The organism is Paradesertivirga mongoliensis, assembly GCF_024436395.1.
GTDB classification, from domain to species: domain Bacteria; phylum Bacteroidota; class Bacteroidia; order Sphingobacteriales; family Sphingobacteriaceae; genus Paradesertivirga; species Paradesertivirga mongoliensis.
Genome location: NZ_JAFMZO010000001.1, coordinates 1,340,984 through 1,358,029 on the forward strand (window position 1 = coordinate 1,340,984; position 17,046 = coordinate 1,358,029).

The 17,046-nt window shown below is 41.5% G+C and carries 18 protein-coding genes; 13 read left to right on the forward strand and 5 right to left on the reverse strand.

The genetic code is table 11. The features are described from left to right. Window positions 1-59: 59 nt before the first annotated feature. Together eno and carA are read right to left on the reverse strand one after the other, a co-directional pair. On the reverse strand, window positions 60-1,355 hold the full coding sequence (gene eno, locus J3P43_RS05580) for a phosphopyruvate hydratase (protein WP_255900089.1): 1,296 nt from the start codon (window positions 1,353-1,355) through the stop codon (window positions 60-62). 167 nt (window positions 1,356-1,522) lie between these two features. Beyond that, a complete protein-coding gene (carA, locus tag J3P43_RS05585) occupies window positions 1,523-2,632 on the reverse strand; it encodes a glutamine-hydrolyzing carbamoyl-phosphate synthase small subunit (protein ID WP_255900091.1) in 1,110 nt (369 codons plus the stop codon). A gap of 259 nt (window positions 2,633-2,891) precedes the next feature. On the opposite strand from carA, the gene panB reads away from it, so the two are divergent. The 8 genes from panB (at window position 2,892) to hemH (ending at window position 9,492) form a co-directional block, all read left to right on the forward strand. After that, on the forward strand, window positions 2,892-3,707 hold the full coding sequence (gene panB, locus J3P43_RS05590) for a 3-methyl-2-oxobutanoate hydroxymethyltransferase (protein ID WP_255900093.1): 816 nt from the start codon (window positions 2,892-2,894) through the stop codon (window positions 3,705-3,707). An 8-nt stretch (window positions 3,708-3,715) separates the two neighbouring features. After that, window positions 3,716-4,429: an RluA family pseudouridine synthase gene (locus J3P43_RS05595; RefSeq protein ID WP_255900096.1), complete on the forward strand. Its 714-nt coding sequence runs from the start codon at window positions 3,716-3,718 to the stop codon at window positions 4,427-4,429. Window positions 4,430-4,437: 8 nt separating this feature from the next. Further along, entirely contained in the window at window positions 4,438-5,049 is a 612-nt protein-coding gene (locus J3P43_RS05600) for a 1-acyl-sn-glycerol-3-phosphate acyltransferase (protein WP_255900098.1), read from the forward strand. A 3-nt stretch (window positions 5,050-5,052) separates the two neighbouring features. Further along, entirely contained in the window at window positions 5,053-6,144 is a 1,092-nt protein-coding gene (locus J3P43_RS05605) for a glycosyltransferase family 2 protein (RefSeq protein WP_255900100.1), read from the forward strand. After that, window positions 6,141-6,779: a carotenoid biosynthesis protein gene (locus J3P43_RS05610; protein ID WP_255900102.1), complete on the forward strand. Its 639-nt coding sequence runs from the start codon at window positions 6,141-6,143 to the stop codon at window positions 6,777-6,779. Before J3P43_RS05605 ends, J3P43_RS05610 begins: the two co-directional genes overlap by 4 nt. Before the next feature lie 32 nt (window positions 6,780-6,811). Then, complete coding sequence (locus J3P43_RS05615) at window positions 6,812-7,660, forward strand: 4-hydroxy-3-methylbut-2-enyl diphosphate reductase (protein WP_255900104.1); 849 nt, start codon at window positions 6,812-6,814, stop codon at window positions 7,658-7,660. Window positions 7,661-7,696: 36 nt separating this feature from the next. Beyond that, window positions 7,697-8,365 carry a fatty acid desaturase gene (locus J3P43_RS05620; protein ID WP_255900107.1) on the forward strand — a complete coding sequence of 223 codons (669 nt, stop codon included), beginning with the start codon at window positions 7,697-7,699 and terminating at the stop codon, window positions 8,363-8,365. 80 nt (window positions 8,366-8,445) lie between these two features. Then, complete coding sequence (hemH, locus tag J3P43_RS05625; protein WP_255900109.1) at window positions 8,446-9,492, forward strand: ferrochelatase; 1,047 nt, start codon at window positions 8,446-8,448, stop codon at window positions 9,490-9,492. On the opposite strand, the gene J3P43_RS05630 is transcribed toward hemH, so the two are convergent. Continuing rightward, window positions 9,482-10,711, reverse strand: coding sequence for a 3-deoxy-D-manno-octulosonic acid transferase (locus tag J3P43_RS05630; protein WP_255900110.1), 1,230 nt, complete (start codon window positions 10,709-10,711; stop codon window positions 9,482-9,484). The genes hemH and J3P43_RS05630 overlap by 11 nt on opposite strands. A 130-nt stretch (window positions 10,712-10,841) precedes the next feature. Here J3P43_RS05630 and J3P43_RS05635 point away from each other — a divergent pair, with 130 nt between their 5' ends. The 5 genes from J3P43_RS05635 (at window position 10,842) to J3P43_RS05655 (ending at window position 16,058) form a co-directional block, all read left to right on the forward strand. Next, window positions 10,842-12,155, forward strand: a complete 1,314-nt coding sequence (locus J3P43_RS05635; protein ID WP_255900112.1) for a UDP-glucose dehydrogenase family protein — start codon at window positions 10,842-10,844, stop codon at window positions 12,153-12,155. Next, window positions 12,155-13,147, forward strand: a complete 993-nt coding sequence (locus J3P43_RS05640; RefSeq protein WP_255900113.1) for a UDP-glucuronic acid decarboxylase family protein — start codon at window positions 12,155-12,157, stop codon at window positions 13,145-13,147. The genes J3P43_RS05635 and J3P43_RS05640 overlap by 1 nt, the downstream gene beginning before the upstream one ends. A 1-nt stretch (window position 13,148) precedes the next feature. Continuing rightward, entirely contained in the window at window positions 13,149-14,174 is a 1,026-nt protein-coding gene (gene galE / locus J3P43_RS05645; RefSeq protein ID WP_255900115.1) for a UDP-glucose 4-epimerase GalE, read from the forward strand. Between the two features lie 88 nt (window positions 14,175-14,262). Then, a complete protein-coding gene (gene rfbB / locus J3P43_RS05650; protein ID WP_255900117.1) occupies window positions 14,263-15,315 on the forward strand; it encodes a dTDP-glucose 4,6-dehydratase in 1,053 nt (350 codons plus the stop codon). Then, complete coding sequence (locus J3P43_RS05655; RefSeq protein ID WP_255900119.1) at window positions 15,315-16,058, forward strand: tyrosine-protein phosphatase; 744 nt, start codon at window positions 15,315-15,317, stop codon at window positions 16,056-16,058. Before rfbB ends, J3P43_RS05655 begins: the two co-directional genes overlap by 1 nt. Window position 16,059: 1 nt before the next feature. Here the strand turns inward: J3P43_RS05655 and J3P43_RS05660 are convergent, their stop codons facing one another. Both J3P43_RS05660 and J3P43_RS05665 read right to left on the reverse strand, forming a co-directional pair. Then, complete coding sequence (locus J3P43_RS05660) at window positions 16,060-16,515, reverse strand: hypothetical protein (protein ID WP_255900121.1); 456 nt, start codon at window positions 16,513-16,515, stop codon at window positions 16,060-16,062. A gap of 99 nt (window positions 16,516-16,614) precedes the next feature. After that, entirely contained in the window at window positions 16,615-16,968 is a 354-nt protein-coding gene (locus J3P43_RS05665; protein WP_255900123.1) for a HesB/IscA family protein, read from the reverse strand. Window positions 16,969-17,046: the final 78 nt, after the last annotated feature.

A 17,046-nucleotide genomic window follows, 5' to 3' on the forward strand; every position in this document is an offset into this window, starting at 1 on the left:
CGTTTTCTAAAATAAAAAAAGCCCGCGGACGGGCTTTTAAAACAATGTATAGCAGTTTATTACTTCTTCAAAAACTTGAAGTTTTTACCGATGAACTTTGCGTTCTCGCCTAATTCTTCTTCGATGCGAAGCAACTGGTTGTACTTTGCTATCCTGTCTGAACGTGAAGCAGAACCAGTTTTAATCTGACCGCAATTTAATGCAACCGCCAAATCAGCAATAGTAACATCCTCGGTTTCGCCCGAACGGTGCGACATTACCGAAGTGTAGCCGTTAGTTTGCGCTAATGAAACCGCGTTAATCGTTTCAGTTAATGAACCAATCTGGTTAACTTTTACAAGGATTGAGTTTCCGGTATTGTTATCGATACCTTGTTGAAGGCGTTTTACATTGGTTACGAATAAATCGTCGCCAACTAATTGAACTTTAGCGCCAATTCTTTCGGTCAATAATTTCCAGCCGTCCCAGTCATCTTCTGCCATACCATCTTCAATAGAGATGATTGGATATTTCTCAGTTAGCTGAGCCAGGTATTCAACTTGCTCTGCGCTGCTGCGGATAGCACCTTTTTCACCTTCAAATTTTGTATAGTCGTATTTTCCGTCTTTGTAAAATTCAGAAGCAGCACAATCAAAAGCTAAGTAAATATCTTCACCAGCTTTGTAGCCTGCTTTCTCAATAGCCTGGATAATGGTTTCAACTCCATCTTCAGTTCCTGAGAATGTTGGAGCAAATCCACCTTCATCACCAACAGCGGTAGAGAGGCCTCTGTCGTGCAAAATCTTTTTCAGGTTATGGAAAACTTCAGTACCCCAGCGTAATGCTTCAGAAAAAGATGGCGCGCCTACCGGCATGATCATAAACTCCTGAAATGCAATGGGTGCATCAGAATGTGAACCACCGTTAACAATGTTCATCATTGGGATTGGTAGTGTGTTAGCATTCACTCCACCAATATAACGGTAAAGCGGCTGACGACTCTCCTGAGCTGCTGCTTTTGCAACCGCTAATGAAACACCTAAAATGGCGTTCGCGCCGATCTTGCCTTTGTTTTCGGTGCCATCTACTTTCAGCATGATAGCATCAATAGTGTTTTGTTCAAACACGTCTAAACCTTTAAGCTCTTTAGCGAGTATCTCGTTTACGTTTTTTACAGCCTCTAATACACCTTTTCCCATGTATTTAGATTTATCATTATCGCGAAGCTCTACTGCTTCGTGCATACCGGTTGAAGCACCTGAAGGTACTGCAGCACGGCCAAGAATTCCGTTTTCTGTAACTACGTCTACTTCTATAGTAGGATTGCCCCGCGAATCAAGGATCTGACGGGCGTGAACGTCTAAAATTATGCTCATTGTTTAAGATTTATCGTTTTTACTAGTGTTATTAGGCCATGTCTTAGTGTATAAACAACACTATATGGCATTTTTGCCAAAAATAGGTTTTTTTAAGCGTTTTTTAAGCAGATTTGTACCGATTGTTTAAATAAAAACCCGCTAATGTTAGAGGCGGGTTGAATCATTTACTGTTTTTCGCTATCCATAAAATTCACAAACTGGTCGAACAGGTAACGAGAATCATGCGGACCAGGTGAAGATTCGGGGTGGTATTGCACCGAAAATGCTTTTTTATTTTTTACTCTGATTCCCTCAATTGAATTGTCATTCAAGTTAAGGTGTGTGATTTCTACTTTGTCTGAGTTTCTCACATCTTCAGCAACAACTCCGAAACCGTGGTTTTGAGATGTTACTTCGCAGTGGTCGATGATGATATTTTTAACCGGATGATTTAAGCCACGGTGACCGTTAAACATTTTAACGGTTTTAATATCATTGGCTAAAGCCAGGAGCTGATGACCCAGGCAAATTCCAAATAAAGGTTTGTCTGCTGCAAGGGCTTTTTTAACGGTTTCTACAGCATAAGGCATTGCCGCCGGATCGCCGGGGCCATTCGAAATGAAATAGCCGTCTGCACCCCATTTCTCCATTTCTTCAAATGGAGTTTTGGCCGGGAACACTTTTACATAAACATCCCTGTCGTCGAAGTTTCTTAAGATATTCTTCTTCACACCGAGATCGAGAACCGCTACTCTATGCTTGCCTTGCTCGTTCCCATAGAAATAAGCCTCTTTTGTGGATACCTGAGAAGAAAGCTCCAGCCCATCCATAGAAGGTACTTCTGCCAGCTTTGCTTTTAATTCTTCCAGGTCTAAAATCTCGGAAGAGATAATAGCGTTCATTGCCCCTTTATCTCTGATGTGGCGCACCAGTGAACGTGTGTCAACATCAGAGATTCCAACAATATTTTCTTCCTGAAAATAATCCTGAATAGATTTTTCCGACTGCTTCCGGCTAAAAGCGATATTAAAGTTTTTACATACCAGACCGGAGATTTTTATATCGCCTGATTCGATCTCTTCATCATGTACACCATAATTGCCGATATGGGCGTTTGTGGTAACCATAATCTGGCCGAAGTAAGAAGGGTCTGTGAAAACCTCCTGGTAACCAGTCATGCCGGTGTTGAAACAAATTTCGCCAGTAGTAGTGCCAATTTTTCCTGCAGCTTTCCCATGATATACGGTTCCGTCTTCAAGCAATAATACAGCAGGTAATTTGGTGTAATATGTCATTTTTTATGTTGTTTTAAATGTTGTTGTTCTACTCCCGCGAGCGTGTCAGACTTGATAAAAGAGTTATAACCTCGAAAAAAAAGGAAAAAATCAGGTTTTCCGGAAGAATTTCCGGCTGCTGAGAGCAACAGGCTGAAGTGGTTTACTTCAAATTTCACGGGGGACAAAAGTACAAAAAATCTCAGCTTTTGAATGATAAAAGCGAAAAAAACTTCAGTTTGATTTTTACTTTCTACCTTTGAGAGATAGATCTACAAACATGTCTGTACATAAAGAAATAAAACGCATCACCACAAATACGCTTCAGGAAATGAAGCTGAAGGGTGAAAAGATTGCCATGTTAACGTCCTACGATTTTTCTATGGCGAAGATTGTTGATGAGGCTGGTGTTGATGTGATTTTGGTTGGCGACTCGGCATCGAACGTAATGGCCGGACATGAAACAACCTTACCGATAACACTCGACCAAATGATCTATCATGCGGCATCGGTGGTGCGCGCTGCCCGCCGTGCACTTGTGGTGGTAGATTTACCCTTTGGTTCTTATCAGGGAAACTCAAAAGAAGCCTTGAATTCTGCTATTCGTATCATGAAAGAATCGGGGGCTCATGCGGTCAAATTAGAAGGCGGCTTAGAGATTAAGGAATCAATCGAGCGAATAATAACCGCTGGAATCCCTGTGATGGGGCACCTTGGATTAACCCCCCAGTCTATATATAAATTTGGGACGTATACGGTAAGAGCAAAAGAAGAGGCCGAAGCTCAGAAACTAAAAGAAGATATTCTGGTGCTTCAGGAGGCCGGCTGTTTTGCTGTGGTTCTAGAGAAAATTCCTGCTGCACTGGCCCGAGAGGCAAGTGCTTCGGTTCGTATCCCCACTATAGGTATCGGCGCCGGCGTTGACTGCGATGGCCAGGTATTGGTTATTCATGATATGATGGGTTTGAACAAAGGATTTCGTCCGCGATTTCTTCGCCAGTATTTAAATTTATATGAACAAATGAACGGCGCCGTAAAAGCATACATTACGGATGTAAAAAGCAATGATTTCCCGAGCGAAAAGGAACAGTACTAAATTAGATTATGAGACAACAGTTCCGTTATATAAGTTCTGATATAACCGACAAGGATATTCTTTATGAGGATAATCATTTGATAGCGATAAACAAGCGCGCCGGGGATATTGTGCAGGTTGATGATACTGGTGACGAGTCGCTTGACGAAAAGGTTAAGAAATATCTGGCAAAAAAATACAGCAAGCCTAATGGCGCTTTTTTGGGAGTGGTTCACAGATTAGACAGGCCGGTGAGCGGAGTAATACTTTTTGCAAAGACCAGCAAGGCGCTCGATCGGATCAATGCGATGTTTAAAGGCCGCGAAATGCACAAAACCTATTGGGCGGTCGTACGGCAGCGTCCTGTTCCTGAGAGTGGAAACCTGGTACATTGGCTGGTGAAAAATCCACAGAAGAACGTCACCAAAGCCCACGATAATGAAGTTGCAGGCAGCCTTCGCTCTGAACTGAACTACAAACTGATAGGAGAGTTAAACGGTTATTACCTCATTGAAGTTGATCCGATAACAGGCCGGCCTCACCAGATCCGGGTGCAGCTGTCAACCTTGGGTTGCCCTATAGTTGGCGATAATAAATATGGATATCCCAGAGGTAGCTTAAAGAAAAGCATCTGTCTTCATGCCAAGAGACTGCAGTTTGTCCATCCGGTAAAGAAAGAACCTGTAGATATCTCCGCACCCTTACCCAGGGACGGGTTTTGGGAGAAGTTTGAAAGTTTCTGATAGATCGAATGATTAAAAAGCTGATCGTCACATTTTTCAACTGGTACATTGATCGGATTATTGCAAGGCATTTCAATTCCTTCTCTTTCAATAAACTTACTCTGGATCAATCCCGGTCTGTCTTGCTTCTCGCAAATCATTTTTCCTGGTGGGATGGTTTTTTGATGTTTCAGGCTAACAGGCTGTTTTTTAAAAAGAACTTCCATGTGATGGTTACCGAAGAAAACTATAATAAAGTAGCGTTTTTGAAATATCTGGGAGCTTTTCCGGTGAAGAGAAACTCCAGAAATGTATTCCATTCTCTTGAATATGCGGGTGAACTTCTTGACCATCCGGAGAACCTTGTGCTCATCTTCCCGCAGGGGAAACTTTATTCGAACCACGTAAATGAAGTAGTATTTGAGAAAGGCCTGATGCAACTGATCAGTTTTTCCAAAAGAAACTTTCAATACCTTTTTGCAGCTTCATTCGTTGATTATTTCGAAAAACGAAAACCTTCTGTAACCTGTTACCTTAACACCTGGGAAGGTGCTGAATTTACAAGTCTGCAGTTAATTAAAGATGCATATAACAAACATTACGAAACCTCACGGCAAGAGCATAACCAAGTCACGATTTAATAAATGCTGATATTTTATGTGGTATTTTTCTTTCTTATCATAAGATTTGCCGTAACGATTTTTAATTTTATTTCAAATCCAAAACTTCCTCCCTCTCCGGTGAATTACACCGATTTGGTGTCTATTCTTATCCCCGCAAGAAACGAAGCCGATAATATTCTAAACCTGTTAGAATCTATCAAATTGCAAGATTATCAAAACATCGAAGTGATTATTCTGGATGATGATTCTTCTGATGAAACCTATACAATATGCGCCGATTTTACTGTCGGCGATCCGAGATTTCGGGTTCTCCGTGGCTTAGATCTGCCGGAGGGATGGCTTGGTAAAAGTTTTGCCTGCCACCAGCTCGCGGAAGCTGCCAAAGGAAACTATCTGTTGTTTTTAGATGCGGATGAAGTAATTGCGAGCGGACTTATAAATAGTTCGCTTCATAGAATGAAACAAGGAAAGTTAGCGCTCCTAAGTTTATTCACGAACCAGTTAATGCCTGGCCTGGGCGAGCGGATGGTGGTTCCTTTAATGCATTTTTTATTGTTAAATTCATTGCCTCTGCGATTGGTACGACTGTCTACTAATCCGGCGTTTTCGGCCGCCAGCGGCCAGTTTATGCTTTTTGAATCATCCCTGTATCAGGCGCATCAATGGCATGCCCAGGTTAAGGATAAAGTTGTTGAGGATATTGAAATAATGAAACTGGTAAAGGCTTATCAATATCCCTCCGAAACCCTGCTGGCAAATGGATACATCTCATGCCGCATGTATTCCGGGTTCACGCAGGCCATAAATGGCTTTAGTAAAAACCTCCTGGCAGGATTCCGGTATAATATTGCGGGACTAATCTGTTATCTGTTGCTCATAATAGTCGGGCCGATCTTTATCGCATTGTTTCTTAATTATGCCTTGTTGTTTTTTGCGATTAGTTTAATAATTTTAACAAGAATAATGATTTCCCTGGCAAGCGGCCAGAATGTATTCTGGAATATCGTTCTGCATCCGCTTCAGATGTTTTCGCTCGTGTTGATTTCAGCCATATCTATAAAACGATACCTTTCAAAGACCGTTAACTGGAAAGGACGAATAATCAGATCATGAAAATCGCTTCCACATATGTTTGTGCGTTTCTGGTTGTATTGTTTCACGCTGTAGGCCTTTGGGGCTTTCTACATCCCGAGTATGTTATCCTTTTTAAAAGGCTGGTTCCCTTTCATTTATTGCTGATGTTGGGATTGATGATTATAAGTCATCACGACCGGAATAAATATTTCTGGACTTTCCTTCTTGCTGCTTATACGGCTGGCTTTGTAATCGAACTTTTAGGAGTAAATACCGGAGCTATTTTTGGAAATTACACCTATGGTACAACCCTGGGGCCCAAGTTTGCCGATATTCCTTTGCTGATAGGAGTGAACTGGATCCTGGTTATTTATTCTACCGGCGTATTCATGAAGGAGTTTAAAATTAAAAACCATATTATACGGGCATTAGTTGGAGCGCTTTTAATCACAACTCTCGATGTGTTAATAGAGCCCGTAGCAATTAAATTCGACTATTGGAGCTGGGAGAACTTCGAGGTGCCATTTCAGAATTATGTAGGCTGGTTTATTTTTTCCTACATTATGCTGCGGTTCTTTTTTCTGATGAAATTTCATAAAACAAACTTTGCTGCGGTTATTCTTTTTGTGGTGCAGTTTATCTTTTTCTTCCTGTTAAACATCAAAACGGTTTAAAAACATTTTCGCTATTTTTGTATTGCACAATTATGAGTTATAACCTTCAGGTAACGATCGACAGGGATTCGGGTTTTTGTTTCGGAGTAGTGTACGCGATTGACATGGCCGAAGAGATTCTGGAAGAAGACGGTTATTTATATTGCCTTGGGGATATCGTACATAATGACGAAGAGGTAGAGCGCTTAAAATTATTGGGATTAAGGATCATTAATCATGATGATCTGAAGAATTTGCAGAATGAAAAGGTTTTGATCCGTGCACACGGCGAGGCCCCCGAAACGTATCGCACGGCGCTCGAAAATAATATCACCTTGATTGATGCCTCTTGTCCGGTGGTACTTAAGCTGCAGAATCGTATAAAAAATTCTTACGACGATAACGAGAAAATATTAATATTTGGAAAGCATGGTCATGCAGAGGTAGTTGGCTTGCAGGGACAAACGAATAATGAAGCTATTGTTTTCCAGGATATTGCAGAGCTGGATGCGCTTGAGTTGCCACAACAGATCACTCTATATAGCCAAACCACTAAAAGTACCGATAAATTCTACCAGATAAAAGACGAGTTGATAAGCAGAGGATATGAGCTGAAAGCGAATGATACTATTTGCCGCCAGGTCTCCAACCGCTATTCAGACCTCGAGAAATTTGTTCAGAATTTCGATAAGATAATTTTTGTATCCGGAAAGAAGTCATCCAACGGGAAGGTGCTGTATGAGGTGTGTAAAAAGTATAATCCTCATACCTTTTTTATTTCTCAGGTCGATGAGCTTACCGAGATAGTGTTTAGCCCAAACGAGAAAATCGGCATTTGCGGAGCTACATCAACTCCAATGTGGCTGATGGAAAAAGTAAAAGCAGCACTCGAAGCCTATTGATTCGTTAAAAGCTCTAACAAGCTTTATTTAATGCCTATGAAAACCCGGTCGAATGCAGGTGTTCTGATTGCTTTCCTGGTAATATCAAGCTGGAGTATCTCTTTGTATTCGCTTCTTACATGGGATTTTTCCTGGTCAAATCCACTTACATATTTGATGGTTCTTGTACAGATGCATCTGTATACAGGGCTTTTTATTACGGCACATGATGCTATGCATGGCACGGTATCGTCTTCTGCGAGAACGAATTTCTTCATCGGACAGCTTTGTACAGCCTTGTACGCTTCGTTTTCTTTTGCTAAACTTAATAAAAAGCATCACCAACACCACCAGCATGTTCATACAGAAAATGATCCGGATTTTCACGAGGGGAACTTTCTCTCATGGTATTTTAAGTTCTTGAAGGAATATATCTCCTTCTGGCAGATTCTAGCTATGGCGCTTATTTATAATTTTCTAAAGTTCTGGGTCGAAGAGTCCAATCTGCTCGTTTTTTGGGTGTTGCCTTCTTTACTCAGCACGTTGCAACTTTTTTACTTCGGTACCTGGCTTCCGCATCATGGGGCTCATGATAATCTTCATCAGTCGCGGTCGCAAAGCAAAAATCACCTGAAAGCATTTTTTAGCTGCTATTTTTTTGGTTACCATTATGAGCACCATGATTCGCCAGGTGTTCCCTGGTGGCGCTTATGGCAGGCAAAATAATTGTATTCTTTACGTCAAAACCTGTGCTGGATAAACAAGTAAATTTTTCCAGCTCTATATTTGCAAACCAAAAATTATAAATGAGAAAGCAAGGGGTTTTATTGGTTAATCTGGGCACGCCCGACAGTCCATCAGTTTCTGACGTCCGAAAATATCTTGATGAGTTCTTGATGGATGAAAGGGTTATTGATATTAACCCGGTTAATCGCACCCTTTTGGTAAAAGGGATAATTGTTCCTTTTCGGGGACCGAAGTCTGCTAAAATTTATAAAGAGGTTTGGACTGAAAACGGCTCTCCTCTGCTTTATTACAGCATCAGACAGAAGGAAATGTTACAGGATAAGTTGGGAAACAAATATGCAGTTGAACTTGCTATGCGTTACCAAAGCCCCTCTCTTAAAACTGCACTCGAATCGCTAAAAAAGCTGCAGGTTGAGAGTATTCGTGTGGTCCCGATGTTTCCTCAATACGCTTCCGCCTCTACAGGGTCCGTAATTCAAAAGATAATGGAGCTGGTAAGTAAGTGGCAAACTATTCCGAATATTTCTTTCGTTAATTCTTTTCATGATAACGATGGAATGATCGAAGTTTTCGCCGAAAATGCCAGAAAGTATCAGCCAGAAACGTTTGATCATATATTATTCAGTTTTCACGGTCTACCCGAACGGCAACTTACAAAAGCCGATCACTCCGGGAAATATTGCTTGCAGACACCAAACTGCTGCGCCCGGTTAAACGACGTAAATCGTTTTTGTTACTCCGCTCAATCACATGATACAGCCAGACTGATAGCTGAAAAGTTAAATCTTCCGAAAGAGAAGTACACCGTTTGCTTTCAGTCGCGTTTGGGGAATTCTCCCTGGAAGAAGCCCTATACCATCGAAGTTCTTGAAGATCTTGCGAAAAAAGGTGCAAAGCGATTACTGGTATTCAGTCCGGCGTTTGTAGCCGACTGCCTGGAAACCAATTTTGAGATATCCCGCGAATACCATGAAGAATTTCGCAACTGGGGCGGCGAAAAAGTACAGCTTGTAGAAAGTTTGAACGACCATCCGAAATGGATAGAAGCACTGGCTGGCATTGTTCTGGGAGAACCGATCGATCGCATTCTTCAGCCTAGTGAATAAGGATATTGATATATTCCATTATTTTACCGGTAGCTCCTTTTTCCGTTTCAACGTACAATTTGGCCATTTCGCCGGCACGCCCTCGTTCCGACGGCTCCTGAAGCTTCATCATAATGGCATTTAAATCAGCTGCATTTTTTATAGTGAATCCCGCCCGACGTTCAATTAAAGCCCTTGCCTCACGGAATCTCTGATAATTTGGTCCGAATATCACAGGTACCCCAAAGGCCGCAGCTTCTAAAGTATTGTGAATACCCACACCAAAGCCTCCGCCTATGTAAGCAATATCTGCATATTGGTACAGCGCAGACAGCATCCCGATGTTGTCTATGATCAAAACCTGAGGATTTGTTTCTGTCGTATTTTTAAGCCTAGAATATCTGACAGAAGAACCAGCCATTCCGATAAGAGAATTAATTTTCTCCTCTTTAATTTCGTGGGGCGCGATGATAAATTTCCATGATGGATATTGACCGAAAAGAGCTGCAATGATTTTTTCGTCCTCCGGCCAGGTGCTTCCCGCTACAAAAACTTTCGCATCTGCGCAAAACGATTGCACTTCATCGAAGGTTTTCGGATTTCCGGCGTTTTCGGCAACACGGTCAAATCTGGTATCACCGCTGACAGTTACTGAATGGATGTTAATGCCGGATAATAATTTTTTGCTGTTTTCGTCCTGCACAAAGAAATGATTCACAAAACTTAGTAACTTTCTGTTTAGACCTCCATACCATTTAAAGAAGGGCTGCGATTCTCTGAAAATTGCAGAAATTACAATCAAAGGGATGTTTCTCTGATTTAGTTCATTATAAAAATAGTACCAAAATTCATATTTTGTAAAAATTGCCAGTGAGGGATTTATAAGTTGTACAAACCTTTCCGCATTTTTATTTGTATCTAAGGGGAGATAAAAAATATGGTCGGCTTTTTTATAATTCTTTCTAAGTTCGTATCCCGAGGGGGAAAAAAACGTAATGATGATTTTATGCGCGGGATATGACTCTTTAGCACATTCGACAACAGGTCGCCCCTGTTCAAACTCGCCTAGGGAAGCAAAGTGAAACCAGATAGACGGAGAGTTGGGGTCAACTTCCTTTGAGATTTTTTCAAAGAGGTTTTTTCGGCCCTGTAGCCATAAGTGTGCCTTGGGATTAAAGTGCTGATAAATAATTATTAAAAAATGATAGAATCTAATGCCAAGGTTGTAAAGAAACAGCATGTTTAATTGCAAAAAAATTATCTTCGTCGAAATTAGTGTTATGTAAATAAATTATACCATAAAAATAGATATAAATCAAACCGTCGTCCGCTAACTGGCGGATAACCACTAAAAAACAAATTATATACAAATGAAAATCGCTGTTGTAGGTACCGGATATGTAGGCTTGGTAACGGGTACATGTTTGGCAGAAACAGGTAACACTGTAACCTGTGTTGATATAAATCAGGAAAAAGTCGATAAAATGCAACAGGGTCAGATTCCGATCTATGAACCTGGCCTTGAGATTTTATTCCACCGTACTATCGAACAAGGACGTTTAAAGTTTACCACCGTATTGGCTGAAGCAATCGCCGATGCAAAAATTATATTCCTGGCGCTTCCAACTCCTCCGGGAGCCGACGGAGCCGCAGACTTAAGTTTTGTTCTTGGCGCGGCGAAAGATATCGCCAAACTTGTAAAAGATTATAAAGTTGTGGTTACCAAATCTACCGTGCCAGTGGGAACTGCCGACAAGGTAAAGAAAGTATTTGCCGAAAATACCAGCATAGAGGTAGATGTAGTATCTAATCCCGAGTTTCTGCGTGAAGGTGTGGCGGTTGAAGATTTCATGAAGCCAGACAGAGTTGTAGTTGGTACCAGCAGCGAGAAAGCCAAAAAGCTGATGGAAGAATTGTACAATCCGTATGTCCGCTCGGGTAATCCGATTATTTTTATGGATGAACGCTCTTCTGAATTGACCAAATACGCTGCAAACTCATTTCTTGCTACTAAAATCACCTTCATGAACGAGGTCGCAAACTTGTGTGAACTGGTTGGCGCAGATGTTGACATGGTGCGTAAGGGAATTGGGTCGGATGCCCGCATTGGTAAACGCTTTTTGTTCCCAGGTGTAGGTTATGGTGGTAGTTGCTTCCCAAAAGATGTACAGGCGCTTGCTAAATCTGCTGCTGAAGTGAATTACGATTTTAGCATTCTGAATTCGGTAATGGCAGTTAACGAAAAGCAAAAGGTTGTGATCGTCGAAAAAATGCGCAAGTATTATAAAGGCGATTTAAAAGGCAAAAAGTTTGCGCTCTGGGGCTTAGCTTTTAAACCAGAAACCGACGATATTCGTGAAGCGCCGGCCTTATATATAATTGACGAATTACTGAAAGACGGAGCCTCGATCGTTGCATACGATCCTGAGGCAACTGCAAACGTTCGTAAGTTAAAAGGTGATACCATAGGCTACGCAAAAGATCCTTACGAAGCGCTGGAAGGTGCAGACGCCCTGATCATTGTGACCGAATGGCCTTTGTTCCGTACACCTGACTTTGACCGGATAGAAAAAAACCTTAAAGCAAAAGTCATTTTTGACGGACGTAACTTATACGACATACAGAAAATGATTGATTGCGGATATTATTATAACAGTATTGGGCGTAAAGTTGTAGAAGCATAATGGAAAGAAAACGAATACTTATTACCGGCGCAGCCGGATTCCTTGGTTCGCATCTTTGCGACCGCTTTATAAAAGAAGATTACCACGTTATTGCGATGGATAATCTCATTACCGGCGACTTGCGAAATATTGAACATCTTTTTAAACTCGAGAACTTCGAGTTTTATAATCACGATGTATCGAAATTTGTTCATGTAGCTGGGAAATTGGATTACATTCTCCATTTCGCCTCTCCCGCAAGTCCGATAGACTATCTTAAAATCCCTATTCAAACCCTTAAAGTGGGTTCTTTAGGGATTCATAATCTGCTTGGCCTTGCGAAGGATAAGAATGCGCGAATCCTGATTGCCTCTACTTCAGAAGTTTATGGAGATCCTAACGTAAATCCTCAGCCGGAAGAATATTGGGGAAATGTAAATCCGGTTGGTCCCCGCGGTGTTTATGATGAAGCAAAGCGATTCCAGGAGGCGATCACAATGGCCTATCATACCTTCCACGGCGTTGAGACCCGGATTGTACGCATCTTTAATACCTATGGTCCGCGTATGCGACTGAATGACGGACGGGTATTGCCTGCTTTCATAGGCCAGGCTATCAGGGGGGAGGACTTAACCGTGTTCGGCGACGGTTCACAAACCCGGTCATTCTGCTATGTAGATGATTTAATTGAAGGAATTTATCGTTTGCTACACTCAGACTATGCTCAGCCGGTAAACATCGGCAACCCTGATGAAATCACGATCAAACAATTTGGGGAAGAGATTATCAAACTCACCGGAACGACACAAAAGCTGATCACAAAACCCCTTCCAACGGATGATCCCAAACAGCGCCGCCCGGATATAACAAAGGCAAAATCTCTGCTGGGCTGGGAGCCAAAGGTATCGCGGGCAGAGGGCTTAAAAATTACATACGAATACTTTAAGTCGCTCCCCAAAGAGGTGATCGAAAAGATAGAACACAAAGATTTTTCGAGTTATACAACAAAATAAAATGAGTAAAATTTTAGTAACCGGAGGGACAGGGTATATTGGTTCGCACACGGTTGTCGAACTTCAAAATTCGGGCTACGAGGTGGTCATCGTAGACAATCTGGATAATTCCAGCATCAAAATACTCGATCAGATCACGCAGATTACCGGAATCAAACCCGACTTTCAGGAATTGGATCTCTGCGATGAACCAAAAACGCTGGAGTTTATTAAAAATAACCCTGATATCACAGGGGTAATCCATTTCGCTGCTCACAAAGCGGTTGGAGAGTCGGTTCAGCTACCCTTAAAATATTACAGAAATAACTTCTTTTCTTTAATAAATCTTCTTACCGCTTTCGCGGGACGAGAAGTGAACTTTGTGTTTTCGTCGTCTTGTACGGTGTACGGACAACCGGATGTTTTACCGGTAACAGAAGAGGCTCCTGTGAAAAAAGCGGAATCCCCTTACGGGAACACCAAACAAATTGCCGAAGAGGTGCTGTTTGAAACAGCAAATGCAAACAAAAACTACCGGGTAATATCCCTTCGATATTTCAACCCGGTTGGAGCTCACGAGTCTGCTCTTATCGGCGAGTTGCCAATAGGAGTCCCTCAAAACCTGGTTCCGTTTATTACCCAGAGTGCTATCGGAAAACGTGGTCCGATCACTGTTTTTGGAAACGACTACAATACTCCTGATGGAAGTTGCGTACGCGATTATATCCATGTAGTCGATTTGGCTAAAGCACACATCGCTGCCCTGCGTCGTCAGGAAGCCGGAAAAATGCCTGCGAAATTCGAAATTTTTAACATCGGTACTGGCAAAGGGAGCAGTGTACTGGAAGTTATAAACGCTTTCGAAAAAAGCACAGGCGTAAAGCTTGAATACAAAATTGGTCCGCGCAGAGAGGGAGACATCGAAAAAGTATGGGGAGATGTATCTAAGGCGGAAAAGGAATTAGGCTGGAAAGCAAAGCTTGGTGTAGAAGATATGATGAGGTCTGCCTGGGCCTGGGAAGAATACATAAATAAAAATCTATTTTAAATCGGGAACTTTCCAAAGGTCAGCGACTTTTGGAAAGTTTTTCAGTATAACTTGTAAAAAGTTCTAAACTTTTGGCAAGTTTGTACCAATGAAGAAAATTCTCATCACTGGCGGAGCCGGATTTATAGGCTCTCACGTTGTACGGCGCTTTGTTAAAAATTACCCTGATTATCAGATAATCAATCTCGATAAACTCACTTACGCCGGTAATCTTGCCAATCTTAAAGATATAGAACACTGTTCCAACTATCGGTTTGTCAAAGGGGATATTGTAGACGCCGACTTTATCGACCAGCTATTTAACCATGAAAATTTCGACAGTGTAATACATCTCGCTGCAGAATCGCACGTGGATCGCTCTATTAGTAGCCCCATAGATTTTGTGATGACTAATGTTGTGGGTACTGTAAATCTGCTTAACGCCGCCCGAAAGCTTTGGAAGGATGATTACGCCAGTCATAGATTCTACCATGTCTCAACCGATGAGGTTTATGGTACGTTAGGAGAAGACGGTCTGTTTACAGAAGAAACTCCTTATGATCCACATAGTCCGTATTCAGCGTCAAAAGCCAGCTCAGACCATTTTGTTAGAGCTTACCAGGATACATATGGATTAAATGCTGTCATCTCTAATTGCTCTAATAATTATGGTTCACACCATTTTCCCGAGAAGCTTATTCCTCTTGCCATAAATAATATTAAAAATAATAAACCGGTTCCGGTTTACGGTAAAGGGGAAAATATACGCGACTGGTTATGGGTTGAGGATCATGCAAGGGCAATTGACGTAATTTTTCATAATGCGGCTCCGGGTACAACCTACAATGTTGGCGGCCATAATGAATGGAAAAATATCGACCTGATCCATACCCTATGCAGAATCATGGATCGCAAGCTCAATCGTGAGGCAGGAACATCTGAAAAATTAATCACATTTGTTACCGATAGGGCAGGGCACGATCTGCGCTATGCCATCGACTCCACTAAGCTGCAAAAAGAATTAGGCTGGACCCCTAGCCTGCAGTTCGAAGAAGGTTTGGAGAAAACCGTCGACTGGTATCTGTCTAATGAAGAGTGGCTAAACAATGTAACGTCGGGGCAATACCAGGCTTATTACGAAGAGCTTTACGATAACCGATAATGCTGTTTGACCTGTTCAGAAAGAAACAACAAAAAGTTCCTGAAATCAACTTTTCCCGGATTAAGACAGATATTCACTCGCATCTAATTCCGGGAATTGATGATGGCGCTCAAAATATCGAAGAATCCATCAGCCTTATAAAAAGGATGATGGATTTCGGCTTTACAAAGCTGCTGACGACGCCACATATCATGGCGGATTATTACCGTAATACCTCCGATTCTATTCTGAAAGGTCTCGACCAATTAAGGGATGAATTATCGCAAAGGAATATCAATATAGAGGTAAATGCTGCCGCTGAATACTACCTGGACGAGACTTTTGAAAATAAGCTTAACAAAGGGGATGTTTTGACACTGGGTGATAAGTTTTTGTTATTCGAGCTGTCCTTTATTAACTATCCGAAAAACCTGTTCGAAGTAATCGATAAGATACTTCAGAAAGGATATACGCCACTCCTTGCCCATCCCGAAAGGTATCCTTATTTGGCAGGTTCTGTAGAAAATTACGAACGCATTAAAGATTCGGGGTGTTATTTACAGATAAACACACTGTCTCTGGCCGGTCATTACGGCAAGCAAACTCAAAAAGTAGCCGAACAAATGGTCGATCATTATTTAATTGACTTTTTGGGGAGTGACTTACATCGGATGAAGCATGCCGATGCGATTTTGAAATCTCTGTCGATGCCTTATGTCTCCAGGCTTCTTACCGAGTATCAGTTGCAAAACGAAATGCTTTAATCTACTTCTCCTTCAAATAGCCGCGCTCTCTCAAAATGACACGTATCTGCTTTCTGATAGAGATAATTCTTCCTGTCATAATTCCTGAAGCCAGACTAAAGCTAAAGGCAGTTAACATGGACCCGTGTAGCCAATGGCCAAAAACCCATGTTTTAGAGAATGTGAAGATTAGGTAGAGGATTAGGATGACAATTGTGATCCTGTTCCATTTGGAGATCACTTTGCCAGTTTCTTCATGCCAGTGAATGTTTGAGAACCTGGCTAGCAGCCAGCCTATCCAATAGCCGGCGAGAATGCCCGCTAAAGCCAGCAGAGGGTGAATAACTCCGGATAAAATATTGTAAATAATGATCACACTTATTATCAAAAAGACTATGGCTAACCTCCTGAGTTTAAAGATTAGCTTCTTGTTTACATGTTTCCGGGATAATTCCCGTGTCTTTTTCCTGATAATCATGTGGTAAATAGAAGGATATGCATTCGATATATCTCAATTTACTAAACAAAAAAACCCGCTGTTTTGCAGCGGGTTTTTTCAATACTCATTAAAACTAATCTATACTGCAAAAGACGTCCCGCAACCACAAGTGCTCTTAGCATTCGGATTGTTGAACGTAAAGCCTCTTGCATTTAATCCGTCCTGAAATTCGATTTCCATTCCGGCTAAATATAGGCCATGCGCTTTATGCATAAATACTTTTATCCCATCAATATCAAACTCCTGATCTCCGTCTTTTTTCTGGTCGAAACCTAATACATAGTTCATACCAGAGCAGCCACCCCCTTCAACACCTACCCGCACTCCGAAATCTTCACCAAGTTCTTGTTGGCTTCTCAATTTATGAAGTTCTTTTTTTGCTCCTTCTGTAAAAGAAACCGGTATAGCTGAAATACTTATATCCATGCTCATTTCTTTTTTGTTTAATATACAAATATAAGTGAAAATGCCCACTTTTGCTGAAGCTAAATAGATATTGACTCTTAGTTA